The organism is Streptomyces sp. NPDC028928 (assembly GCF_055564915.1).
This window is the reverse complement of record NZ_JBVHVI010000014.1, coordinates 149,454-172,319: the sequence shown is the minus strand read 5'-3', so window position 1 is coordinate 172,319 and position 22,866 is coordinate 149,454. Positions and strand designations below refer to the sequence as shown.

At 72.4% G+C, this 22,866-nt stretch carries 23 protein-coding genes and 1 pseudogene; 11 read left to right on the top strand and 13 right to left on the bottom strand.

The window, feature by feature from the left end:
- Window positions 1-267: 267 nt before the first annotated feature.
- Together ACZ4U1_RS31020 and ACZ4U1_RS31015 are read left to right on the top strand one after the other, a co-directional pair.
- The gene (locus tag ACZ4U1_RS31020) at window positions 268-1,656 is read left to right on the top strand and encodes an aldehyde dehydrogenase family protein (protein WP_467907472.1); all 1,389 of its coding nucleotides are present in this window, start codon (window positions 268-270) and stop codon (window positions 1,654-1,656) included.
- A gap of 14 nt (window positions 1,657-1,670) precedes the next feature.
- The gene (locus tag ACZ4U1_RS31015) at window positions 1,671-2,753 is read left to right on the top strand and encodes a Zn-dependent alcohol dehydrogenase (RefSeq protein ID WP_467907471.1); all 1,083 of its coding nucleotides are present in this window, start codon (window positions 1,671-1,673) and stop codon (window positions 2,751-2,753) included.
- A 3-nt stretch (window positions 2,754-2,756) separates the two neighbouring features.
- On the opposite strand, the gene ACZ4U1_RS31010 is transcribed toward ACZ4U1_RS31015, so the two are convergent.
- The 3 genes from ACZ4U1_RS31010 to ACZ4U1_RS31000 all read right to left on the bottom strand — a co-directional run bounded on the left by ACZ4U1_RS31010 (window position 2,757) and on the right by ACZ4U1_RS31000 (window position 5,175).
- Window positions 2,757-3,698 (bottom strand): DMT family transporter, encoded by a 942-nt coding sequence (locus ACZ4U1_RS31010; RefSeq protein WP_467907470.1) that lies wholly within the window; start codon window positions 3,696-3,698, stop codon window positions 2,757-2,759.
- Window positions 3,699-3,779: 81 nt separating this feature from the next.
- Complete coding sequence (locus ACZ4U1_RS31005) at window positions 3,780-4,493, bottom strand: ArsR/SmtB family transcription factor (RefSeq protein ID WP_467907469.1); 714 nt, start codon at window positions 4,491-4,493, stop codon at window positions 3,780-3,782.
- Window positions 4,494-4,539: 46 nt separating this feature from the next.
- On the bottom strand, window positions 4,540-5,175 hold the full coding sequence (locus tag ACZ4U1_RS31000; protein WP_467907468.1) for a TetR/AcrR family transcriptional regulator: 636 nt from the start codon (window positions 5,173-5,175) through the stop codon (window positions 4,540-4,542).
- A gap of 90 nt (window positions 5,176-5,265) precedes the next feature.
- On the opposite strand from ACZ4U1_RS31000, the gene ACZ4U1_RS30995 reads away from it, so the two are divergent.
- The 3 genes and pseudogenes from ACZ4U1_RS30995 (at window position 5,266) to ACZ4U1_RS30985 (ending at window position 7,278) form a co-directional block, all read left to right on the top strand.
- Window positions 5,266-6,417 carry an acyl-CoA dehydrogenase family protein gene (locus tag ACZ4U1_RS30995; RefSeq protein WP_467907558.1) on the top strand — a complete coding sequence of 384 codons (1,152 nt, stop codon included), beginning with the start codon at window positions 5,266-5,268 and terminating at the stop codon, window positions 6,415-6,417.
- Between the two features lie 38 nt (window positions 6,418-6,455).
- Window positions 6,456-6,581: pseudogene (locus tag ACZ4U1_RS30990) on the top strand (YiaA/YiaB family inner membrane protein); the annotation flags it as partial.
- 73 nt (window positions 6,582-6,654) lie between these two features.
- Window positions 6,655-7,278, top strand: a complete 624-nt coding sequence (locus ACZ4U1_RS30985; RefSeq protein ID WP_467907467.1) for a TetR/AcrR family transcriptional regulator — start codon at window positions 6,655-6,657, stop codon at window positions 7,276-7,278.
- Window positions 7,279-7,288: 10 nt separating this feature from the next.
- Here the strand turns inward: ACZ4U1_RS30985 and ACZ4U1_RS30980 are convergent, their stop codons facing one another.
- Window positions 7,289-7,750, bottom strand: coding sequence for a MaoC family dehydratase (locus tag ACZ4U1_RS30980; RefSeq protein WP_467907466.1), 462 nt, complete (start codon window positions 7,748-7,750; stop codon window positions 7,289-7,291).
- A 104-nt stretch (window positions 7,751-7,854) separates the two neighbouring features.
- Here ACZ4U1_RS30980 and soxR point away from each other — a divergent pair, with 104 nt between their 5' ends.
- Window positions 7,855-8,328 (top strand): redox-sensitive transcriptional activator SoxR, encoded by a 474-nt coding sequence (gene soxR / locus ACZ4U1_RS30975; RefSeq protein ID WP_467907465.1) that lies wholly within the window; start codon window positions 7,855-7,857, stop codon window positions 8,326-8,328.
- 52 nt (window positions 8,329-8,380) lie between these two features.
- Here soxR and ACZ4U1_RS30970 read toward each other — a convergent pair whose 3' ends face one another.
- The gene (locus ACZ4U1_RS30970) at window positions 8,381-8,983 is read right to left on the bottom strand and encodes a hypothetical protein (RefSeq protein ID WP_467907464.1); all 603 of its coding nucleotides are present in this window, start codon (window positions 8,981-8,983) and stop codon (window positions 8,381-8,383) included.
- Window positions 8,984-9,190: 207 nt separating this feature from the next.
- On the opposite strand from ACZ4U1_RS30970, the gene ACZ4U1_RS30965 reads away from it, so the two are divergent.
- On the top strand, window positions 9,191-11,980 hold the full coding sequence (locus tag ACZ4U1_RS30965; protein WP_467907463.1) for a penicillin acylase family protein: 2,790 nt from the start codon (window positions 9,191-9,193) through the stop codon (window positions 11,978-11,980).
- A gap of 18 nt (window positions 11,981-11,998) precedes the next feature.
- On the opposite strand, the gene ACZ4U1_RS30960 is transcribed toward ACZ4U1_RS30965, so the two are convergent.
- Window positions 11,999-13,297 carry a serine-threonine protein kinase gene (locus ACZ4U1_RS30960; protein ID WP_467907462.1) on the bottom strand — a complete coding sequence of 433 codons (1,299 nt, stop codon included), beginning with the start codon at window positions 13,295-13,297 and terminating at the stop codon, window positions 11,999-12,001.
- Between the two features lie 30 nt (window positions 13,298-13,327).
- Window positions 13,328-14,545 (bottom strand): exo-beta-N-acetylmuramidase NamZ family protein, encoded by a 1,218-nt coding sequence (locus ACZ4U1_RS30955; RefSeq protein ID WP_467907461.1) that lies wholly within the window; start codon window positions 14,543-14,545, stop codon window positions 13,328-13,330.
- Between the two features lie 130 nt (window positions 14,546-14,675).
- Here ACZ4U1_RS30955 and ACZ4U1_RS30950 point away from each other — a divergent pair, with 130 nt between their 5' ends.
- From ACZ4U1_RS30950 to ACZ4U1_RS30940, 3 genes are read left to right on the top strand one after another with little or no spacing between them, the layout of a single operon-like run.
- Entirely contained in the window at window positions 14,676-15,449 is a 774-nt protein-coding gene (locus ACZ4U1_RS30950) for an SDR family oxidoreductase (RefSeq protein WP_467907460.1), read from the top strand.
- The gene (locus ACZ4U1_RS30945) at window positions 15,446-17,107 is read left to right on the top strand and encodes a class I adenylate-forming enzyme family protein (protein WP_467907459.1); all 1,662 of its coding nucleotides are present in this window, start codon (window positions 15,446-15,448) and stop codon (window positions 17,105-17,107) included. The genes ACZ4U1_RS30950 and ACZ4U1_RS30945 overlap by 4 nt, the downstream gene beginning before the upstream one ends.
- Before the next feature lie 26 nt (window positions 17,108-17,133).
- A complete protein-coding gene (locus ACZ4U1_RS30940) occupies window positions 17,134-17,727 on the top strand; it encodes a TetR/AcrR family transcriptional regulator (RefSeq protein WP_467907458.1) in 594 nt (197 codons plus the stop codon).
- Window positions 17,728-17,730: 3 nt separating this feature from the next.
- Here ACZ4U1_RS30940 and ACZ4U1_RS30935 read toward each other — a convergent pair whose 3' ends face one another.
- From ACZ4U1_RS30935 to ACZ4U1_RS30925, 3 genes are all read right to left on the bottom strand, one after another.
- The gene (locus ACZ4U1_RS30935; protein ID WP_467907457.1) at window positions 17,731-18,945 is read right to left on the bottom strand and encodes an acyl-CoA dehydrogenase; all 1,215 of its coding nucleotides are present in this window, start codon (window positions 18,943-18,945) and stop codon (window positions 17,731-17,733) included.
- A 5-nt stretch (window positions 18,946-18,950) separates the two neighbouring features.
- Window positions 18,951-19,973, bottom strand: a complete 1,023-nt coding sequence (locus ACZ4U1_RS30930) for a phosphotransferase family protein (RefSeq protein ID WP_467907456.1) — start codon at window positions 19,971-19,973, stop codon at window positions 18,951-18,953.
- A gap of 167 nt (window positions 19,974-20,140) precedes the next feature.
- Window positions 20,141-20,440: a hypothetical protein gene (locus ACZ4U1_RS30925; RefSeq protein WP_467907455.1), complete on the bottom strand. Its 300-nt coding sequence runs from the start codon at window positions 20,438-20,440 to the stop codon at window positions 20,141-20,143.
- Between the two features lie 113 nt (window positions 20,441-20,553).
- Between ACZ4U1_RS30925 and ACZ4U1_RS30920 the strand changes: the two genes are divergently transcribed.
- The gene (locus ACZ4U1_RS30920; RefSeq protein WP_467907454.1) at window positions 20,554-21,558 is read left to right on the top strand and encodes an NADP-dependent oxidoreductase; all 1,005 of its coding nucleotides are present in this window, start codon (window positions 20,554-20,556) and stop codon (window positions 21,556-21,558) included.
- On the opposite strand, the gene ACZ4U1_RS30915 is transcribed toward ACZ4U1_RS30920, so the two are convergent.
- The 3 genes from ACZ4U1_RS30915 to ACZ4U1_RS30905 are packed head-to-tail and all read right to left on the bottom strand — an operon-like array spanning window position 21,555 to window position 22,822.
- A complete protein-coding gene (locus ACZ4U1_RS30915) occupies window positions 21,555-21,887 on the bottom strand; it encodes a DUF202 domain-containing protein (protein WP_467907453.1) in 333 nt (110 codons plus the stop codon). The two genes, ACZ4U1_RS30920 and ACZ4U1_RS30915, sit on opposite strands and share 4 nt — an antisense overlap.
- Complete coding sequence (locus ACZ4U1_RS30910; RefSeq protein ID WP_030658160.1) at window positions 21,884-22,276, bottom strand: YidH family protein; 393 nt, start codon at window positions 22,274-22,276, stop codon at window positions 21,884-21,886. The genes ACZ4U1_RS30915 and ACZ4U1_RS30910 overlap by 4 nt, the downstream gene beginning before the upstream one ends.
- Before the next feature lie 21 nt (window positions 22,277-22,297).
- Entirely contained in the window at window positions 22,298-22,822 is a 525-nt protein-coding gene (locus ACZ4U1_RS30905) for an NUDIX hydrolase (RefSeq protein WP_467907452.1), read from the bottom strand.
- Window positions 22,823-22,866: the final 44 nt, after the last annotated feature.

Here is a 22,866-nt window from a genome sequence, read left to right as displayed (position 1 = left end):
GAGGTGGAGTGTGGGGTTCACTCTCTAGGGTCGGGTCTTTCTCTTTGCTTTGGTTCTGCCGCTCCGTGCGTTGGCGGTCGGGTGGCCCCCCCCCCCCCCGCCCCACCCCCCCCCCCCCCCCCCCCCCCCCCCCCCCCCCCCCCCCCCCCCCGGGCCGTTCGCGATGATGTCCCTGGAACGTCCGCGACCACAGGAATGTCTGGCGCCGGAAAACTATCATCGCTAGTTTGTGTGCCGGACGACGCGGACCCGCCGGGAGGACACAGCATGAAGGCACACGACGCCCTGTACATCGACGGCGCCTGGCGCCCCGCCGAGAGCAGGGACGTGATCGAGGTCGTCAACCCCGCCGACGAGCAGGTCATCGGCCGCGTCCCGGCGGGCGGCGCGCTGGACGTCGACACCGCCGTACGGGCCGCCCGCGCCGCCCTGCCCGGCTGGGCCGCCACGCCCCCGGCCGAACGCGCCGCGCGCCTGACCGCCCTCCGGGACGCCCTCGTGGCCCGCAAGGACGAGATCGCCGAGACGGTCACCGCGGAACTGGGCTCGCCCCTCGCGTTCTCCCAGGCCGTGCACGCTGCCGTGCCGATCGCGGTCGCCGGCTCCTACGCCGAGCTGGCCGCCACCCACACCTTCGAGGAGAAGGTCGGCAACTCCACGGTCCTGCACGAGCCGATCGGCGTGGTCGGCGCGATCACCCCCTGGAACTACCCGCTCCACCAGATCGTCGCCAAGGTCGCCCCGGCCCTCGCCGCCGGCTGCACGATCGTCCTCAAGCCCGCCGAGGACACCCCGCTCACCGCCCAGCTCTTCGCCGAGGCGGTGCACGAGGCGGGCCTGCCCCCGGGCGTGTTCAACCTGGTCACCGGCCTCGGCCCGGTCGCCGGTCAGGCCCTCGCCGAGCACCCGGGCGTGGACCTGGTCTCCTTCACCGGGTCCACGGCGGTCGGCCGGCAGATCGGCGCGGTGGCCGGCGCGGCCGTGAAGAAGGTCGCCCTCGAACTGGGCGGCAAGTCCGCCAACGTCATCCTGCCCGGCGCCGACCTCGCCAAGGCCGTGAACGTCGGCGTCGCCAACGTCATGTCCAACTCCGGCCAGACGTGCAGCGCCTGGACCCGGATGCTGGTCCACCGCGACCGGTACGCCGAGGCCGTCGAACTGGCCCGGGCCGCCGCCGCCAAGTACGGCGACCGCATCGGCCCGCTGGTCAGCGCCAAGCAGCAGGCCCGGGTGCGCGGGTACATCGAGAAGGGCATCGCCGAAGGCGCCCGCCTCGTCGCCGGCGGCCCCGAATCCCCCCGCGAGCGCGGCTACTTCGTCAGCCCCACGGTCTTCGCGGACGTCACCCCCGACATGACCATCGCCCAGGAGGAGATCTTCGGCCCGGTCCTGTCGATCCTGAGGTACGAGGACGAGGAGGACGCCCTGCGCATCGCCAACGGCACGGTGTACGGCCTCGCGGGCGCCGTCTGGGCCGCCGACCAGGCCGAGGCGGTGGCTTTCGCCCGCCGCATGGACACCGGCCAGGTCGACATCAACGGCGGCCGGTTCAATCCCCTCGCGCCCTTCGGCGGTTACAAGCAGTCCGGAGTCGGCCGGGAACTCGGCGCGCACGGACTCGCCGAGTACCTCCAGACCAAGTCCCTGCAGTTCTGAGGAGCCCGCCACTCATGGCCGTACGAGCCGCCGTCCTGCCCGCCATCGGCGCCCCGCTGGAGATCACCGGCATCGAGCTGCCCGACCCGGGCCCCGGGCAGGTCCGGGTCCGCCTCGCCGCCGCCGGCGTCTGCCACTCCGACCTGTCCCTGTCCAACGGCACCATGCGGGTGCCGGTCCCGGCCGTCCTCGGCCACGAGGGCGCCGGCACGGTCGTCGCCGTCGGCGAGGGCGTCACCCACGTCGCGCCCGGCTCCGCCGTCGTCCTCAACTGGGCGCCCTCCTGCGGCACGTGCCACGCCTGCACGCTCGGCGAGGTCTGGCTGTGCGCCAACGCCATGAACGGCGCCGCCGACGTCCACGCCCGCACCGCCGACGGCACCGCACTGCACCCCGGGCTGAACGTGGCCGCGTTCGCCGAGGAGACGGTGGTCGCCGCGTCCTGTGTGCTGCCGCTGCCCGAAGGCGTGCCGCTGGTGGACGCCGCCCTGCTGGGCTGCGCGGTGCTCACCGGGTACGGCGCCGTCCACCACTCGGCGGGGGTCCGCCCCGGCGAGACCGTGGCCGTCTTCGGCGTCGGCGGAGTCGGCCTGGCCACCCTCCAGTCGGCCCGTATCGCGGGCGCGTCCCGCGTCATCGCGGTCGACGTCTCCCCCGGGAAGGAGGAGCTGGCCCGCGCGGCCGGCGCCACGGACTACGTCCTCGCCTCCGAGAACACCCCCCGCGAGATCCGTGCCCTCACCGGCAGGCAGGGGGTCGACGTCTCCGTGGAGTGCGTGGGCCGCGCGGTCTCCATCCGCGCGGCCTGGGAGTCCACCCGCCGGGGCGGCCGTACGACGGTCGTCGGCATCGGCGGCAAGGAGGAGCAGGTCACCTTCAACGCCCTGGAGATCTTCCACTGGGGCCGCACCCTCTCCGGCTGCGTCTACGGCAACAGCGACCCGGCCCGGGACGTGCCCGTGCTCGCCGAGCACGTCAGGGAGGGACGCCTGGACCTGTCCGTCCTGGTCACGGAACGGATCGGCCTGGAAGGCATCCCGGCGGCCTTCGAGAACATGCTGGCGGGCAAGGGCGGCCGGGCACTGGTCGTCTTCTGACCCTCAGCGCACCCTCTCCCCGGGGCGCGGCTCCCCTGCCGCGACCCGGGTCGTCCGGCCGCCGCGCGCCCGGGACCGCGACACCGCCACACCCGCCAGACACAGCACGCCGCCCACCAGCGTCAGCACCCCGGGCACCTCGCCGAGCGCCAGCCACGACATCAGCACCACCAGCGCGGGCACGGCGTACGTGGTCGCCCCCATCCGGCCGGCGGTGGTCCGGGCGAGCGCGTACGCCCAGGTGGTGAAGGCCAGCGCGGTCGGAAAGACGCCCAGGTAGACCATGTTCAGGGTGGCCGCCGCGGGCGCGTGGGCGGCCTCGCGCACCAGCTGCCCGGCGAACGGCAGACAGGCCACGGCGCCGACCAGACACCCGAACGTCGTCACCTGCAACGCGCTCGCCCGCCCCAGCGCGGGCTTCTGGGCGACGACCCCGAAGGCGTACGCCACGGCCGCGAGCAGACACAGGGCCACGCCGAGCACGGAGGAGCCGCCTCCGCCCGACATCGACAGGCCCACGGTCACCGCGCCCGCGAAGGACACCGCCATCCCGGCCAGCAGCCGCGGCGGCATGGGATCACCGAGCAGCCGGCTGCCCAGCAGGGCGATCAGCAGCGGGCCGACGTTCACGACCAGCGCCGCCGTGCCCGCGTCCACCTGCTGCTCGCCCCAGTTCAGCACGACCATGTACAAGCCGAACCACAGCAGACCGGACAGCAGGATCCCGCGCCACGCCTCCCGCGGCGGCAGACCTTCCCGCCGTACGGCCCAGATCACCCCGAGGGCGACGGCCCCCGACACCAGCCGGCCGAGGGCCAGGGCACCGGGGGAGTACGCGTCGCCCGCACTCCGGATCGACACGAAGGCGGAGGCCCACAGCACGACGGTGACGACTGCGGCGCCGGTGGCGAGTATGCGCGGACGGTTCCTGGCGGTGCTCATCATGCTCCCGAGGCTAGGTAAAAGGGCTTGGCACGGGCCGGCGGAAATCGGACGGGGGGGGGCCGGGGCGCCCCGCAGGGAACCTCACCGCAACGAATCGGACGGAATGCCCAGCAAGGACGACAGCGCCCGCTCCCCCGACGGAGTCACCTTCACGGCCCGCGCCGACCCCACCCGCACACACCACCCCGCGTCCAGCGCGTGCCGGCAAAGCGCCGCCCCCGCAGCGCCCGCGAGATGAGGCCGCCGCTCGGTCCAGTCGAGGCACGCACGCGCCAGGGGACGCCGGCTGGAGAGGCCGAGGGAGATGCCCGCCGCACCGAACCACTCCACCCCGGCGTCCGTGAGCGCAAAGCCCGTGTCCTGCCGGAGAAGCCCCCGGTGGGTCAACGCGTCCGTGAGCGCGATGCCCAGCCGCCCGGCGAGATGGTCGTAACAGGTGCGGCCCCGGGCCATCGCGGCCCCGGCACTCGACTCCCGCAGGGTTCGCGGAGCCTGCCGTGCCGCCGTCGGAGACACCTGCGCGGCGAGATCCTCGACCAGCTGCGCCACTCGCGCGTCGGCCAGCCGGACGTACCGGTGCCGGCCCTGCCGTTCCTCCGTGAGCAGGCCGCCGGCCACCAGCTTGCCCAGGTGCTCGCTCAGCGTCGACGCCGCGACGCCGGCGTGCCGGGCCAGTTCGCCGGCCGTCCACGCCCGCCCGTCCAGCAGTGCCAGCAGACACGCGGCCCGGGTCCGGTCGGCGATCAGCCCGGCCAGCGCGGCCAGGCCCGCGGCCCGGGGGTCCTCGGTACTCATGCCCCCAGCATGCGGCACCGTCGGTTCGGCGGTGGCCGAAGTGTCCTCACACCTGTACCTGCTCGTACTGCTGTGCCAGCCCGTCCAGCAGCGCGGTCAGCCCCGTCTCGAAGGCCCGCTCGTCGATCTTCTCCTGCTGCTCGGCGAGCAGATGGGCCTGCCCGAGGTGGGGATAGTCGGCGGGGTCGTACGCGCTCGCGTCGTCCACGAAGCCGCCGGCGAACGAACCGAGCGCCGAGCCCATGATGAAGTACCGCATCAGCGCGCCGATGGAGGTGGCCTGCGCCGGCGGCCAGCCCGCCTCGACCATCGCGCCGTAGACCGCGTCGGCGAGGCGCAGCGCGGCGGGGCGGCGGCCGGGGCCGCGGGCGAGGACCGGGACGATGTTCGGGTGGTCGCGCAGGGCGGCCCGGTAGGAGACGGCCCAGTCGTGCAGCGCGGTCCGCCAGTCCCGGCCGTCCTCGAACATCGACAGGTCGACCAGCGCGCTCACCGAGTCCGCGACCGCCTCCAGGATCTCGTCCTTGGTGCGGAAGTGGTTGTACAGCGAGGGTCCGCTCACGCCCAGCTCCGCGGCGAGCCGGCGGGTGGAGACCGCCGCCAGGCCCTCCCGGTCCACGAGGTCCCGGGCCGTGGCGACGATCCGGTCGGTGCTGAGGAGGGGCTTGCGCGGTCGGGCCATGGCGCACATAGTAGGGCTGCGGCCGGAAACTAGCAGTGCTAATTTAAATGTACGGCTTTCAAGAACCATCTGTTATGGGGTGATCTCGTGGTGAACCTGGGGCTCAGCGAGGAGCAGACGGCCGTACGGCAGCTCGCCCGGGACTTCGTGGAGCGCGAGATCGCCCCGCACGTGGTCGCCTGGGACCGTGCCGAGGACGTCGACCGGGGCATCGTGAAGAAGCTCGGCGAGGTCGGCTTCCTCGGGCTGACCGTCCCCGAGGAGTACGGCGGCTCCGGCGGCGACCACCTCTCGTACTGCCTGGTCACCGAGGAGCTGGGGCGCGGGGACTCCTCGGTCCGCGGCATCGTCTCCGTCTCCCTCGGGCTCGTCGCCAAGACCATCGCCGCCTGGGGCGGCGAGGAGCAGAAGCGGCGCTGGCTGCCGGGGCTCACCTCCGGCGAGTACGTCGGCTGCTTCGGCCTCACCGAGCCCGGCACCGGCTCCGACGCGGGCAACCTCACCACCCGGGCGGTGCGCGACGGTGACGACTACGTCGTGAACGGCACCAAGATGTTCATCACCAACGGCACCTGGGCCGACGTCGTCCTGCTCTTCGCCCGCTCCACCGACGCCCCCGGCCACAAGGGCGTGTCCGCCTTCCTGATCCCCACCGACACCCCCGGCCTGACCCGCCGCACCATCCACGGCAAGCTCGGCCTGCGCGGCCAGGCCACCGCCGAACTCGTCCTGGAGGACGTGCGCGTGCCCGCCGCGGCGATGCTCGGCGAGGAGGGCAAGGGCTTCTCCGTCGCCATGTCCGCGCTCGCCAAGGGGCGGATGTCGGTGGCCGCCGGCTGTGTCGGCATAGCCCAGGCCGCACTGGACGCGGCCGTGAGGTACGCCGGTGAACGGGAGCAGTTCGGCAAGCCCATCGCCCGTCACCAGCTGGTGCAGGAGCTGATCAGCGACATCGCCGTCGACGTGGACGCGGCGCGGCTGCTGACCTGGCGGGTCGCCGACCTCGTCGACCGCGGCGAACCCTTCGCCGTCGAGTCCTCCAAGGCCAAGCTGTTCGCCTCCGAGGCCGCCGTCCGCGCCGCCAACAACGCCCTCCAGGTCTTCGGCGGCTACGGCTACATCGACGAGTACCCCGTGGGCAAGCTGCTGCGCGACGCCCGCGTGATGACCCTCTACGAGGGCACCAGCCAGATCCAGAAGCTGCTCATCGGGCGTTCGCTGACCGGGGTCTCGGCGTTCTGAGTACCCGGCTGAGTAGGTCGGCGGATGCGGCGCGGGCCACGTCCGCCTTCACCCTCGCCAAAGTCATCGGGGACCGGCAGGAGGCCGGGCGGATCGTCGGTCGCGTCGACCAGGCCCGCCTGGAGCAGCTGCCGGCCGAGTACGATCCCCGCGAAAAGCCCTGAGCGGCTACGCTAAGCGCTCGCTCACCGTCGGCGGTATGGTGGTGCTCCTGTCACCGAGAGGGGCGAGCGAACGATGAGTACGGCGGAGGAGACGACCGGCGGCGAAGTGGAGCCGTGGGAAGAGGTCACCCCTGACGCGGCCCGGCGGCTGCTCGTCGCCGCCGTGGAGGCCTTCGCCGAGCGTGGCTACCACGCGACGACGACCCGCGACATCGCCGGCCGCGCCGGCATGAGCCCGGCCGCGCTCTACATCCACTACAAGACCAAGGAAGAGCTGCTCCACCGGATCAGCCGGATCGGCCACGACCGGGCCCTGGACATCCTGCGCACGGCGGCCCGCCGCGAGGGCAGCGCCAGGGAGCGGCTGGCCGACGCCGTCAGCTCCTTCGTCCGCTGGCACGCGGGGCGGCGCACCACCGCGCGGGTCGTGCAGTACGAACTCGACGCCCTCGGCCCCGAGGCCCGCGCCGAGATCGTCGCGCTGCGCCGGCAGGTGGACGCCGAGGTGCGCGGGATCATCGAGGACGGCGTGGCCTCGGGCGAGTTCGACGTGCTGGACGTCAAGGGCACCACGCTCGCCGTGCTGTCGCTGTGCATCGACGTCGCCCGCTGGTTCGACGTGAACGGCCCGCGCACCCCCGAGGAGGTCGGCGCGCTCTACGCCGACCTCGTGCTGCGCATGGTCGGGGCCCGCTAGGCCTGCGGGCCTACAGGTAGTACCGGGCCACCGACTCCGCGACGCACACCGGCTTGTCGCCGCCCTCGCGCTCCACGGTGAAGGCGACCGTCACCTGCACACCGCCGGTGACGTCCTCGACGCCGGCGATCCTCGCGGTGGCGCGCAGCCGGGAGCCGACGGGGACGGGGGAGGGGAAACGGACCTTGTTCGTCCCGTAGTTGACGCCCATCTTCACGCCCTCGACCCGGATGAGCTGCGGCCCGAAGAGCGGGAGCAGGGACAGCGTGAGGTAGCCGTGCGCGATGGTGGTCCCGAACGGCCCGGCGGCGGCCTTCTCCGGGTCCACGTGGATCCACTGGTGGTCCCCGGTCGCCTCGGCGAACAGGTCGATCCGCTTCTGGTCGATCTCCAGCCAGTCCGTGTAGCCCAGCTGCTCACCCACGGCCGCCTTCAGCTCGTCGGGGGAGGTGAAGGTCCTCGGTTCTGCCATGTTCCCGGCCTCTCGCTCGCGTCTCTAAGCAACTGCTTAGCATGGTCGGGTGAGGGGTCGATGTCAACGGAGGCCGGACCGGCCGGGTGGGTAATCTCTGAGAGGTGCCACAGATTCCCGAGAAGATCCATGAGCTGACCGTCGGCCAGTTGTCCGCGCGCAGCGGAGCCGCGGTGTCCGCCCTGCACTTCTACGAGTCCAAAGGCCTGATCTCCAGCCGGCGCACCCCCGGCAACCAGCGCCGGTACAGCCGTGACACCCTGCGCCGGGTGGCCTTCGTCCGGGCGGCCCAGCGGGTCGGTATCCCGCTCGCCACGATCCGTGAGGCCCTGGCCGAACTGCCCGAGGAGCGCACGCCGACGAGGGAGGACTGGGCGCGGCTGTCTCAGAAGTGGCGCTCGGAACTGGAAGAGCGGATCCAGCAGCTGAACCGTCTGCGGGACCATCTCACCGACTGCATCGGGTGCGGGTGCCTGTCCTTGGAGACGTGTGTGCTGTCCAACCCGGACGACGTGTTCGGCGACCGCTTGACCGGGTCGCGCCTCATGGCGGAGCGGCGGGGCGCGGAGACACCCTGACAACGGGGTGCGGCATCCCCTGCGCACCCCGGGCACCAGTGCCGGCCACCGCTCAGGCCGACATCAGCAGGCGTCCCCGTCGGGCGTGTTCAAGGGCCCGCGGGCTGAGGACGGGCCGCGGCACCAGGATCCCGCAGCCGGTGCAGACCGGGCCGGACGACGGTTCGTGGTCCAGGCCGTACCTCCAGACCAGGCGCTCTCCGCCGCACACCGGGCAGGACGAGCCCGGTTCCCGCTCCAGCGCCGCGATCAGCCGGCGCAGCACCACCGCCAGCGGCTCGTCGGGGTGCACCCGCGGGTCGTCGCACCAGGCGACCCCGAACCCGCCCCAGGTCAGCCGGTGCCAGTCGTCCACGCTGCCCGGCCGGCGCAGCCCGTCGTGCTTCTCCTTCCTCCGTCGCTCGGTGAAGTCGGTCTCGTAGGCGAGCCAGACGTCACGAGCCTCCTCCAGCTCCTCCAGCGCGGCCACGAGCCGCGCCGGATCGGGGGAGCGGTCCTCGGGACCGAAACCCGCCCGGGAGCACAGATGGTCCCAGGTCGCCCGATGCCCGTAAGGGGCGAACTTCTCCAGGCACTTGCGCAGCGAGTACCGCCGTAGCGCCAGATCACAGCCCGGGTCGCGTACCTGTCTCGCCAGACTCCGGAAACCGGCCATCGCCCTGCACCTCCGTCACACCTGCACCTGTACTTCGGTCACTTCGGCGTCGTCGCACGGACGTCGCCGAATAGACGTATCGACAGGCGATTCGGCTCCATCTCTTCTCGGGTTCTCCTTGCGCACTCCAGAAAGTGACGCATGTTCATCTTTGAACGGGGGGATACCGGCGGTAACGTTCGGCCACCCCTGTCGCTAGGAGCTGCCATGCCACGGCGAACCCCACGTACCACGCTCGACAGACTGAGAACGTCCCGCCGACTCCCCGGGTTCCTGAAGACCGCGTCCGTATGCGTCCTCGTCGCCGGTCTTCTCTCTCCCCTCACACGGACCGCGGTGGCGGCGGCCGACGCGACGGCCGCCAACGACTACTGCGGCGGCCGGTGTTCGGACATCCTGCCGCCCGGCGAGAACGGCAACGCGACCCTCGCCCAGATCCTGCTCAACCAGGCCTTCGGCACCCAGCCCGCGCACGCCGAGGACCAGCTCGGCCCCTACGCCAACCTGGCCACCGGCTACAAGGGCCTGACCGACGCCACGGTCAACACCTTCTTCAACGACGCCTCCTTCGGCGTCCCCGCCGACCAGGTCGCCTCCACCGAGAAGCCGGCCGGCCGCGGCGACGTGACGATCGTCCGCGACAAGAAGACCGGTGTGCCGCACATCACGGGCACCACCCGGTACGGCACCGAGTTCGGCGCCGGATACGCGGCGGCCGAGGACCGGCTGTGGCTGATGGACGTCTTCCGGCACGTGGGCCGCGGCCGGCTGACCTCCTTCGCCGGCGGCGCCCCCGCCAACCAGGGCCTGGAGCAGCAGTTCTACCGCAACGCCCCGTACACCGAAGCCGACCTCCAGGCGCAGATCGACAACGCGGTCGCGAAGAACGGCGCCCGCGGCCGGCAGGCCCTCGCCGACGTCAAGGCCTACATCGACGGCGTCAACGCCTACATCGACGCCTCCGACAGCGGCCGTTACTTCCCCGGCGAGTACGTCCTGACCGGCCACAAGGACTCCATCACCAACGCCGGCACCATAGAACACTTCAAGGTCACCGACCTGGTGGCGCTGGCCTCCGTGATCGGCTCCCTGTTCGGCTCCGGCGGTGGCGGCGAGGTCGGCAACGCGCTCTCCCTGCTCGCCGCCCAGGCCAAGTACGGCGTCGAGGAGGGCACCAGGGTCTGGGAGTCCTTCCGCGAACGCAACGACCCCGAGGCCGTCCTCACCGTCCACGACGGCGAGAGCTTCCCCTACGGTGCCGAGCCCGCCGACCCCCAGGGCGAGGCCCTGCCCGACGCCGGTTCGGTGATCCAGGAACCGCTCGTCCACGACCGCACCGGCAGCGCCGCCACGGCGAGCGCGCGGAGCACCTCGGCCTCCGCCGCGAAGACCGCCCTCGGCTCCGCGAAGCGCGGTATGTCCAACGCCCTCGTGGTCAGCGGCAAACACACCGCCAGCGGCCACCCCATCGCCGTCTTCGGGCCGCAGACCGGCTACTTCGCCCCGCAGCTGCTCATGCTCCAGGAGATCCAGGGCCCCGGCCTCAGCGCCCGTGGCGCCTCCTTCGCGGGCCTGAGCATGTACGTCGAACTCGGCCGCGGCCAGGACTACTCCTGGAGCGCCACCACCTCCGGCCAGGACATCATCGACAGCTACGCGGTCGAGCTGTGCCAGGACGACTACCACTACCTGTACCACGGCACCTGCACGGCCATGGAGAAGGTCGAGCAGAAGAACGCCTGGAAGCCGACCACGGCCGACGGCACGGCCGAGGGGTCGTACACCATGCGCGTGTGGCGGACCAGGTACGGCCCCGTCGAGTACCGGGCGACCGTCGGCGGCAAGAAGGTCGCCTACACCACCCTGCGCTCCTCCTACCTGCACGAGGCCGACTCCATCATCGGCTTCCAGATGCTCAACGACCCCGACTACGTCAAGGGCCCGCAGGACTTCCAGAGCGCGGCGCAGCACATCAACTACACCTTCAACTGGTTCTACGCCGACTCCCAGCACACCGCCTACTACAACAGCGGCGACAACCCGGTCCGGGCGAGCGGTGTCGACGCCGAGTTCCCGGTATGGGCACAGCCGGCGTACGAGTGGCGGAACTGGGACCCGGCCACCAACACCGCCGACTACACCCCCGCCTCCGCGCACCCCCGCTCCGTCGACCAGGACTACTACATCTCCTGGAACAACAAGCAGGCCAAGGACTACACGACCGCGTCCTGGGGTGACGGCTCCGTGCACCGCGGCAACCTGCTGGACGACCGGGTGAAGAAGCTGGTCGCGGCCGGCGGGGTGACCCGTACCCAGCTGGTGCAGGCCATGGCGGACGCGGGCCTCGCCGACCTGCGCGCCGAGGACGTGCTGCCCAGGCTGCTCAAGGTGGTCACCTCCTCGCCGGTGACCGACTCCACGGCCGCCGCGGCGGTGAGCAAGCTCCAGGCCTGGGTGACCGCGGGCGCCAGGCGCACCGAGACGTCGGCCGGTTCCAAGAAGTACGCCGACGCCGACGCGATCCGCATCCTGGACGCCTGGTGGCCGCTGCTGGTCAAGGCCGAGTTCGAGCCCGGCCTCGGCAGCGACCTGTACACGGCGATCACCGCCGGCCTGCCGACCGACGAGGCACCGTCCGCGGGACACGGACCCACCGGTTCGCACGCCGGCAGCGCCTTCCAGTACGGCTGGTGGTCCTACGTCGACAAGGACCTCCGGGCCGTGCTCGGGGAGTCCGTGCAGGGCGGCCTCGCCCGGAAGTACTGCGGCGGCGGCAGCCTCACCGCCTGCCGGGACATCCTGATCAGCACCCTGAAGGAGGCCGCGGGCAAGACCGCCGCCCAGGTCTACCCCGGCGACGACCAGTGCTCGGCGGGCGACCAGTGGTGCGCCGACTCGATCGTCCAGCGCACCCTGGGCGGCATCAAGCACGGCAGGATCAGCTGGCAGAACCGGCCGACCTTCCAGCAGGTCGTGGAGTACACCTCGCACCGCTGAGGTGACGCGGGCGGCGGGTCACGCGATACGGCCCGCCGCCACCACCACCCGCGCCAGTTCGGGGTGCACGATGTCACTGTGCGCCCCGGTCGGCGCGCCCCCGCGCCGCACCACGGCCGCCGCGTCCACGTTCACGCACCCCGACGCGGGCAGCCGGCCGTCCAGCGCCGCCGCCAGGTCCAGGCGGGTCGTGCCCCGTACCGCCTGCACCCCGTCGTGCCCCATGGCCCCCCAGCGCGGCCCGAGCACGGCCGCGATCTCGTTGCCCGCGCAGGCGCGGTCGTCCCCGGCGAGCCGGGAGGCCAGCGGGTAGAACGTGCCGAGGGCCGCGTCGAAGTGCGAGTAGCAGCACACCAGCGGGCCGTCGATGCGCCGCTGCCGGTCCTTGAGCGCCCCCGACCGGTCGGGCGCGTGCGGCAGCCGGGCCGCGAACGCGTAGTGCGAGAAGGCGCCCTGGAGCAGGGTCACCGACTTCACGGTGTCCACTTGCCCGGGCAGCCCGCGCAGCGCGAACGCCACCAGCCGGCCGCCGAAGCTGTGCCCGACGAGGTGCACCCGCACTCCGGGCGCCGCCTTCGCCAACCGTCCCAGCTGCGGGCCGAGTCCCCGCTCGCCGACCGTCCCGGCCCGCCGTTTCATCTGGTAGTACGTCGCCTGCCGCAGCAGCTCCTTGGCGCCGTCCCACGGGTTCGGGATGCCGAACCGTGCCGCGCCGGACGAGTCGAGCGCGGCCAGGGCCTCGGCGAACTGTCCGCACACGGTCACCGGGTCGCCGCCGAACACGGCGGGTTCGCCGTCCTCGTCCGTGTCGGCCACGCCGTGCCGGCCGTCCGCGTCCAGCAGCAGCCGCACCAGCCGCCCGAACTCGGTCAGCCCCTCGGTGCCGTCCGGCCGTTCGTCCAGCATCCGGGCCAGCTGGTCCAGCACGGTCGTCCGGCCCGGGAAGGCCTCCAGCAGGGCGCGCCGGGTGTCCTTGTCCAGGGCGGGGCGCGGCTCCGCCTCCGCCTCCACGGCCGCCACGGACTTCGGGAAGTCCGGGATCGGCTCGTCGCTGAACCGCATCGACGGCCAGATCACGCCGACGTACCCGAGCCGGGCCTTCGGCGCCAGCTTCGGAACCGGGGCGAAGAAACGGCGGTACAGCGCGGTCGCGCCCGAGCGGTCGTTGTTCCAGCCGTGCGAGAAGACGATCAGGTCACGGACACCGTGGTCCGCGACCTGCGCCAGCAGCCGGTCGCGTTCGGGGCGGTCCACGTCCCCGTCCGCGTCGAAGGTCAGCTCCCAGTACGGAGCCACACTCGTCCCAGGATCCGCCATGCCAGGCCCCCAAGCCCCGGAGGAGGTGCGCTATGTGTACAGGAGATACCCCTTCCGCACCCGCCGGAACGCGGCCAGCTCCTCCTGCCAGGCGCCCGTCACCTCGTCCGTGCCGGCACCCGCGTCGACCATCGTGCGCACCCGGGCGGAACCGGTGAGCTTGTCGATCCAGTTGTCGGACCGCCAGGCGAAGCCGCTCCACACCTTCCGGGCCGTCACCAGCAGGGCGACACCGGTGCGTACGGGGTCGTAGGCGGCCCGGTCGGTCACGTGGATCTGCACCCCGCCGACGGTCCTGCCCTGGAACTTGGAGAACGTGGGCGTGAAGTACGCCTCCCGGAACCGCACCCCGGGCAGCCCGAGTTCGTTGACGGCGGCGGCCCAGCGGCCGTCCAGGCCCTCGGCGCCGAGGAGTTCGAAGGGCCGTGTCGTGCCGCGCCCCTCGGAGAGGTTGGTGCCCTCGAACATGCAGGTGCCGGAGTACACCAGCGCGGTGTCCGGGGTGGGCATGTTGGGGCTCGGCGGCACCCAGGGCAGGCCCGAGGCGTCGTAGAACGCCGAGCGTTTCCAGCCCGTCATGCGTACGGTCTCCAGCGGGACCGGCGTGGCCAGGAACTCCCCGTTGAACAGGCGGGCCAGCTCCGCGACGGTCATCCCGTGCGCCTGCGCGATCGGCTGCCGGCCGACGAAGGTGGCGAACTCCCTGTGCAGCACCGGGCCCTGGGCGTCGCGTCCGGTCACCGGGTTGGGGCGGTCCAGCACCACGAAGCGCTTGCCGGCCAGCTGGGCCGCCTCCATGCAGTCGTACAGGGTCCAGATGTACGTGTAGAAGCGGGCGCCGACGTCCTGGATGTCGAAGACGACGGTGTCGACGCCGGAGGCGGTGAAGATGTCGGCGAGCGGCCGGCCGCTCTTCAGGTACGTGTCGTACACCGGCAGGCCGGTCGCGGGGTCGTCGTAGCGGCCCTCGGAGCCGCCCGCCTGCGCGGTGCCCCGGAAGCCGTGCTCCGGCCCGAAGACCGCCGTCAGCCTGACGCGGGAGTCGTCGTGCATCACGTCGACGATGTGCTCGGCGGCCCGGGTGATGCCGGTGGGGTTGGTGACGACGCCGACGCGCCGGCCGTCCAGTACGGAGTAACCGTCGGCCGAGAGTCGTTCGAAGCCGGTGCGGAGGCGCTCGCGGTGTCGGGGTGCCGGGGCTGCCGCCAGCGCCGTCGAGGCGAGCAGGTTTCTTCGGGAGAGATGCATGGGGTCCTCCGATGAGTGGGCACGCCCCTTGAGGTTGGAGCAGTTCCCCTTCCTTCACACATACCGACCGGTTAGTCTGGGCCGACCAGAGCCGACGCGCGCCGCGCGAAAGTCGTGTCGAAGGAGACCGATGGTGGAAGCCGTGCAGGATGCGGGAGTGGTCGTCACCGGAGCGGGCGGTGGGATCGGGGCCGCGCTGGCCCGGCGGTTCGCCGCCGAGGGGGCCCGGGTCGTGGTGAACGACCTGGATGCCGGAAGGGCGAAGGCGGTGGCCGAGGAGATCGGCGGGACCGCCGTACCCGGGGACGCCTCCACGATCGTCGCCGAGGCCCGGGACGCGCTCGGCGGCACGGTGGACGTCTACTGTGCCAACGCGGGCGTCGCCTTCGAGGACGGTGACCTCGACGGCAGCCTGGACGAGAAGACCTGGGCGACCTCCTGGGACGTCAACCTGATGGCCCACGTCCGCGCGGCCCACGCGCTGCTGCCGGACTGGCTGGAGCGGGGCAGCGGACGGTTCGTCTCCACCGTCTCCGCAGCCGGGCTGCTGACGATGATCGGCGCGCCCTCCTACAGCGTGACCAAGCACGGCGCCTACGCCTTCGCCGAGTGGCTGTCGCTGACGTACCGGCACCGCGGGATCAAGGTCCACGCGATCTGCCCGCAGGGCGTGCGCACCGACATGCTGGCCGCCACCGGCAGCGCGGGCGACCTGGTGCTCCAGCCGACCGCGATCGCACCGGAGGCGGTGGCCGACGCCCTGTTCGAGGGCATCGCGGAGGACCGCTTCCTGATCCTTCCCCATCCCGAGGTCGCCGGCTTCTACCAGGTGCGGGCCGGCGAGCCCGACCGCTGGCTCGCCACCATGAACCACATCCAGCAGAAGTGGGAGTCCGCCCGGTGACCGCCTCCCGCTACGCCGCCCGCCCCTGGCTCGCCCTGCTGGACGAGGCCCAGCGCGCCCCGCTCGACCCCGCCGACTCCCTCGTGCACGCCCTGCGCGAGGCCGTCGCCGAGGCTCCCGAGCGCACCGCCCTCGCCTACTTCGACGCCCGGCTCGGCTACCGGGAGATCGACGAGCTGAGCGACTCCGTCGCCGCCCACCTCGCCGCGCGCGGCCTGGAGCGCGGCGACCGGGTGGCCGTCCTGCTGCAGAACTCCCCGCACTTCGTGCTCGCCGTGCTCGGCGCCTGGAAGGCGGGGGCGACCGTCGTCCCGGTCAACCCCATGTACAAGTCGGGCGAGGTGGCGCACGTCCTGCGGGACGGCGAGGTGGCCGCGCTGGTCTGCTCCGACCGGGCCTGGGAGTCGTACCTGAGGGAGACGGCCGCCGGCTCGCCGGTACGGATCGTGCTCACCGCGTGCGAGCTGGACTTCCAGACCAGGAACGACCCGCGCGTGCTCGCCTTCGAGCGGCTGCCCCAGGCCCCGGACGCCGACGACCTGGTGACCGTCGCCCGGCAGGGCGGCCGCGCCCCCGAGGGCCGCCTGCCGCGCCCGGACGACATCGCGCTGATCAGCTACACCTCGGGCACCAGCGGCACCCCCAAGGGCGCCACGAACACCCACGCCAACATCATGTACAACGCCGAGCGGCAGGCCACCGGGCTCGGTCTGCCCGAGGCGCCCGTCTACCACGCGCTCGCGCCGCTGTTCCACATCACCGGCATGGTCTGCCAGTTCGGCGCCTGTCTGAGCAGCGCGGGCACCCTGGTGCTCACCTACCGCTTCGAGCCCGGTGCCGTCCTGGAGGCCTTCGCCGAGCACCGCCCGCACTACACCGTCGGCCCCTCCACCGCCTTCATGGCGCTCGCCGCCCACCCGGACGCCACCCGCGAGCACTTCGCCTCCTTCGTCAACCTGTCCTCGGGCGGCGCCCCCGTGCCGCCGGCACTGGTGGAGACCTTCCGGGAGCGTTTCGGGCCGTACATCCGGGTCGGCTACGGCCTCACCGAGTGCACCGCCCCCTGCGCCTCCGTCCCGCCCCACCTGGAGGCGCCCGTGGACCCGGTCTCCGGGACGCTCTCCGTCGGTCTGCCCGGCGCCGACACCGTCGTGCGGATCCTGGACGAGCAGGGCGCGGAGGTGCCCTTCGGCGAGCAGGGCGAGATCGTCGTCCGCGGGCCGCAGGTGGTGCCCGGCTACTGGCGGCGCCCGGACGCCACCGCCGAGACCTTCCCGGACGGCGAGCTGCGCACCGGCGACATCGGGTTCATGGACGAGCAGGGCTGGCTGTACGTCGTGGACCGCAAGAAGGACATGATCAACGCGTCCGGCTTCAAGGTGTGGCCGCGCGAGGTCGAGGACGTCCTGTACACGCACCCGGCGGTGCGCGAGGCGGCCGTCGTGGGCGTCCCCGACGGGTACCGTGGCGAGACCGTCAAGGCCTATATCAGCCTCCGTCCGGGGGCCGAGGCGGACCCGGACGAACTCGCCGGGTACTGCAAGGAGAGACTGGCCGCCTACAAGTACCCGCGTGAAGTGGAGATCCTGCCCGACTTGCCCAAGACGGCCAGTGGGAAGATCCTCCGTCGGGAACTGCGTTCCCGGAACACCGAGTGAACATCACGGAAAGGCAGGTGGCGGCAGTGCCCAGGACGACGGACGGAGACGGTACGCCCGTCCCGCAGCGGCTGCTGGCCGCCGCCACCCGGCTCTTCGCCGAGCAGGGCTACGACCGCACCTCCGTGCAGGAGATCGTGGAGGCGGCCGGCGTCACCAAGGGGGCGCTGTACCACTACTTCGGCTCCAAGGACGACCTGCTGCACGAGGTGTACGCGCGCGTGCTGCGCCTCCAGCAGGAGCGGCTGGACACCTTCGCGAACGCCGACGAGCCCGTGGAGAAGCGGCTCAGGGACGCGGCGGCGGACGTCGTCGTCACGACGATCGAGAACCTCGACGACGCGATGATCTTCTTCCGGTCCATGCACCACCTGAGCCCGGAGAAGAACAAGCAGGTCCGCGCCGAGCGCCGGCGCTACCACGAGCGCTTCCGGGCGCTGGTGGAGGAGGGCCAGAAGGCGGGCGTCTTCTCCACGGCGACCCCGGCCGACCTGGTGGTGGACTACCACTTCGGCTCCGTCCACCACCTGTCGACCTGGTACCGGCCCGACGGCCCGCTCGGCCCGCAGGAGGTGGCCGACCACCTGGCCGACCTCCTCCTGCGGGCCCTGCGGCCGTAAGGCTCAGAGGTACTTCTTCAGCTCCCGGCGGGCCAGCGACCGCTGGTGCACCTCGTCCGGGCCGTCGGCGAGCATCAGCGTGCGCGCGCTCGCGTACAGTTCGGCCAGCGGGAAGTCCTGGCTCACCCCGCCCGCGCCGTGCAGCTGGATCGCCCGGTCCAGGATGCCGACCACCGCGCGCGGGGTGGCGATCTTGATGGCCTGGATCTCCGTGTGGGCGCCCTTGTTGCCGACGGTGTCCATCAGCCAGGCCGTCTTCAGCACCAGCAGCCGCAGCTGCTCGACGGTGACCCGGGCGTCGGCGATCCAGTTCTGCACGACACCCTGCTGGGCCAGCGCCTTGCCGAACGCGGTACGGCTCACGGCCCGGCGGCACATCAGCTCGATCGCCCGCTCGGCCATGCCGATCAGCCGCATGCAGTGGTGGATCCGGCCGGGGCCGAGCCGGGCCTGGGCGATGGCGAAGCCGCCGCCCTCCTCGCCGACGAGGTTCGCCACCGGCACGCGCGCGTGGTCGAAGACCACCTCGGCGTGGCCGCCGTGGGAGTGGTCCTCGTAGCCGAAGACCTGCATGGCGCGCTTGACGGTGACGCCCGGGGTGTCGCGCGGGACCAGGACCATGGACTGCTGGCGGCGGATGTCCGCGCTGTCCGGGTCCGTCTTGCCCATGACGATGAAGATCCTGCAGTCCGGGTTCATCGCCCCGGAGATGTACCACTTGCGGCCGGTGATGACGTACTCGTCACCGTCCCGCTCGATGTGCGTGGTGATGTTGGTGGCGTCCGAGGAGGCCACCTCCGGCTCGGTCATCGCGAAGGCCGACCGGATCTCACCGGCCAGCAGCGGTTCCAGCCACTGCTTCTTCTGCTCCTCGGTGCCGAACTGCGCCAGCACCTCCATGTTCCCGGTGTCGGGCGCGGCGCAGTTGGTCGCGGTGGGCGCGAGGTGCGGGGAGCGGCCGGTGATCTCGGCGAGCGGCGCGTACTGGAGGTTGGTCAGCCCGGCGCCGTACCCGTCGTCCGGGAGGAAGAGGTTCCACAGGCCCTGCCTGCGCGCCTCGGCCTTCAGCTCCTCGACCACGGCCGGGGTGTCCCAGGGCGAGGCGAGGGCGGCCCGCTGCTCCTCGGCGACCGCCTCGGCGGGGTAGACGTGCTCGTCCATGAAGGCGAGGAGCCTGGCGCGCAGCTCCTCGGTGCGCGCGTCGAACGCGAAGTCCATACCGGTCAGCCTTCCTGAAGAGTGGTCAGTCCGTGGTCGATGAAGACGGGCACGAGGTCGCCGATGCGGTCGAAGCCGCGGCCGACCGTCTGGCCGAGCGTGTACCGGTAGTGGATGCCCTCCAGGATCACGGCGAGCTTGAACCACGCGAACGCCGTGTACCAGGAGACGGCCGAGACGTCCCGGCCCGAACGCTCGGCGTACCGCTCGATCAGCTCCCGCGGGTCGGGGTGGCCCGGGGCCTCGGCGGTGGTGGAGACGGGGGAGTCCGGCATGCCGAGCGGCCGGCTGTACATCACCAGCAGGCCGAGGTCGGTCAGCGGGTCGCCGAGCGTGGACATCTCCCAGTCGAGGATCGCCTTGATCGTGTCGTCGTCCCCGATCAGCACGTTGTCCAGGCGGTAGTCGCCGTGGACGACGGCCGGGGCGGGGGAGACGGGCAGCTGCCGTCCGAGGGCCGCGTGCAGCTCGTCGATGCCCGCCAGGTCGCGGTTGCGGGAGGCGTCCAGCTGCTTGCCCCAGCGGCGCAGCTGCCGGTCCAGGAAGCCCTCCGGGCGGCCGAAGTCGGCGAGGCCCACCTCGGCGGGGTCCACCGCGTGCAGCTCGACCAGCGTGTCCACCAGGGACAGCACCGCGTTCCGGGTGCGCTCCGCGCCGAGCGGCGCGAGCTGGTCGGCGGTGCGGTACGGCGTGCCCTCCACGAACTCCATGACGTAGAAGGGCGCCCCGAGCACCTCCTCGTCCTCGCACAGCAGCAGCGGGCGGGGGACGGGCACCTGCGTCGGGTGCAGCGCGCTGATGACCCGGTGCTCGCGCTTCATGTCGTGCGCGGTGGCCAGCACATGGCCGAGCGGCGGCCGGCGGACGACCCACTTCGACGTGCCGTCGGAGAGCGCGTAGGTGAGGTTCGACCGTCCGCCCTCGATCAGCCGTCCGGTCAGCGGGCCGTTCACCAGACCGGGGCGCTCGCGGTCGAGCAGGGCGCGCAGCCGGTCCAGGTCGAGACCGGGCGGGTGGTCGGCGCTCATACATCACTCCTACGAACGGGCGAACAGGACTGGACTCATGATGCCGACCGGTCGGTATGCCGTCCAGTGCGCGGGGTGAAGATCAGGCGGAACGTGACCGGAGCCACGATAGGCCGACGGCCCCCCGGCGCGCTGCCAGGGAGCCGTCGGCCCTCGTCTCCGGCGGATCAGTGGTCGTCCCAGTGGTCCCCGTGCTCGGCGTGCCGGTGTCCGTCGTGCAGATAGTCCACGTGGTCGCCGTGCGGCACCTGCGCGTGCCCGCACTCGTCGTGGTGCACATGCTCATGGGCCTCGTGCACGGCGTGCCCGGCCGGTTCGCACTCGTCCCAGTGGCCGCCGTGCTCCCGGTGCAGGTGGCCGTCGTGCGCGTAGTCCACGTGGTCGCCGTGCGGTACGGCGCTGTGCCCGCAGCCCGGCCCGTGGCTGTGCGTCCCGTGCTCGGCGTGTTCCTGGTGGAGGGTGGTCATGGTGCTCGCCTTCGGGGGTACGGGGTGCCTGACGTCGGAAGACTGCCACGCGAAAGCCGCGTACCGGGTCATCCCGGTTGCGTGGCGTACGAGTACCCCGGAGGGTCGAGGGCATGAAGGGCATCAGCTACCGCCGCTACGGCGGACCGGAGGTGCTGGAGTACGGCGAGCTGCGCGACCCCAAGGTCGGCCCCGACCAGGTCCTGGTCAAGGTGCGCGCGGCGGCCGTCAACCCCGTCGACTGGAAGTGCCGCGAGGGCCACCTGGACCCGGTCCTCGACGCCGTCTTCCCGGTGATCCCCGGCTGGGACGTCAGCGGCGTGGTCGTCCAGCCCGGCGCCGCCGTCCCCGAGTTCGCCGTCGGCGACGAGGTCATCGGCTACGTCCGCGAGGACTTCCTCTCCCGGGGCACCTTCGCCGAGTACGTCGCCGCGCCCGTGCGCACCCTGGCCCGCAAGCCGCGCACCCTGTCCTTCGAGGAGGCCGCCGGGCTCCCGCTGGCCGGGCTCACCGCCTACCAGGTGCTGGTCAAGGCGCTGGAGGTGAGGCGGGGCGAGACCGTCCTGGTGCACGCGGCGGCCGGCGGGGTCGGCTCGCTCGCCGTCCAGATCGCCGCCCACCTCGGCGCCCGGGTGATCGGCACGGCCGGCGAACGCAACCACGACTACGTCCGCGCGCTCGGCGGCGAGCCCGTGACCTACGGCGAGGGCCTGGCCGAACGGGTGCGCGGGATCGCGCCCGAGGGCGTGGAGGCCGTCTTCGACACCATCGGCGGCGACACCCTGAAGACCTCGGCCAACCTGCTCGCCCCGGAGGGCCGGCTGGCGTCGATCGTCGACCCCGAGGTGCTGGGCTACGGCGGCCGGTACTGCTTCGTCCGCCCGGACGCCGAGGACCTGCGTCACCTGTCGGAGCTGGCCGAACAGGGCGTCCTCTCCGTCCACGTCGAGCAGACGTTCCCGCTGGAGCGCACGGCGGACGCCCACCGGCTGAACCAGGAGGGCCGCACCCGGGGGAAGATCGTCGTGACGGTGGGCGGGGAGCCGGAGGAGGGCTCCGTCTGGGCCAGGGACGAGGAAGGGGACCTCTACACGAGGAGCCAGGAGGGCACCTTCTAGACCACCAGGACGGCCGCGCACACCGCCAGCGCCACCGCGCACAGCACCGCCGCCGACGCGTGCCGGGGTGCCAGCGCGGGTGGGCGGGGGCCCGCTGTCAGGGTGCGGATGCGGTGGTGGGCCACCCACAGGAAGCCCAGCCAGAGCACGCCGCACACCGCGCAGGCGACGATCCCGTCGGCCGGTGCCCGGCCGTGCAGCGCGGTCTTCACCGCGAGCACGGCGGCCACGGTCGCCGAGAGGGTCGTACGCCGCCAGGCCAGCCGGGTGCGCTCCGGCTGGAGCCCCGGATCCCGCGCCTCCGCGGCGCTCACCTCCCCGGGGCTCATCCCTCCCACCCGACCAGCACCACCACGACCATCGCGACGGCCACCACCGCCACGACCAGGCTGAGCAGTGCCGGGAAGCGGGACGCGGGCAGGTCCTCGCCGCGTCGCATCGCCCGCTCGCAGCGCACCCAGTGGTTCACCGCGCGCAGGGAGCAGAGCACACCGGCCGCGAGCAGGGCGAGGGCGAGGCCGACCCGCCACGCCCAGCGCAGGTCCGGCAGGAACTGGTCCACCGCGAATCCGCCGCCGATCAGTGCCAGCGCGGTGCGCAGCCAGGCGAGAAAGGTGCGCTCGTTGGCCAGCGAGAACCGGTAGTCGGGCGTGCCGCCCTCGTCCCGCACCCGCTCCGGCGCGAACCACAGCCGGATGTTCCGTACGAATTCGCTCACGCGGCCGACCCTACCCGGCGGTCACCGGCCCGCCCGGAACGCCCGCAGCCGCTCGTACGCCGCCAGCCCGTCCGGCACCCACTCCCACACGCCGAGCCGTCGCTCGACCTCCTCGTCGGGCAGGAAGGCGTGCCACTGGACCTCCTCCGCCTGCGGGCGCACGGGCAGCTCGCAGCGCACCTCGTACACCGCCGACCACCAGCTGTTCCCGGCGCCGTCGTCGTACAGGAACTTGAAGAGGTACGTCGGCCGGGGCAGGCCCGTCACGCCCAGTTCCTCCTCGGCCTCCCGCAGCGCCGCCTCGTCGTACGACTCGCCCGCGCCGACGACCCCGCCGACGAACATGTCGTACAGGGACGGGAAGACCAGCTTGGTCGCGGTGCGCCGGTGCACGAAGAGCCGGCCGGCCGCGTCCCGGGCCTGGATGAACACGCAGCGGTGGCGCAGCCCGCGCGCGTAGGCCTCGCCGCGCGGGTACTGGCCGACGACCCGGTCGTGCTCGTCGACGATGTCGAGGATCTCGTCAGCAGGGTTGGCAGGGTTCATGCCGGTATCCAAGCAGGGCGGCCCCTACCGGTGTCCCGGCAGGG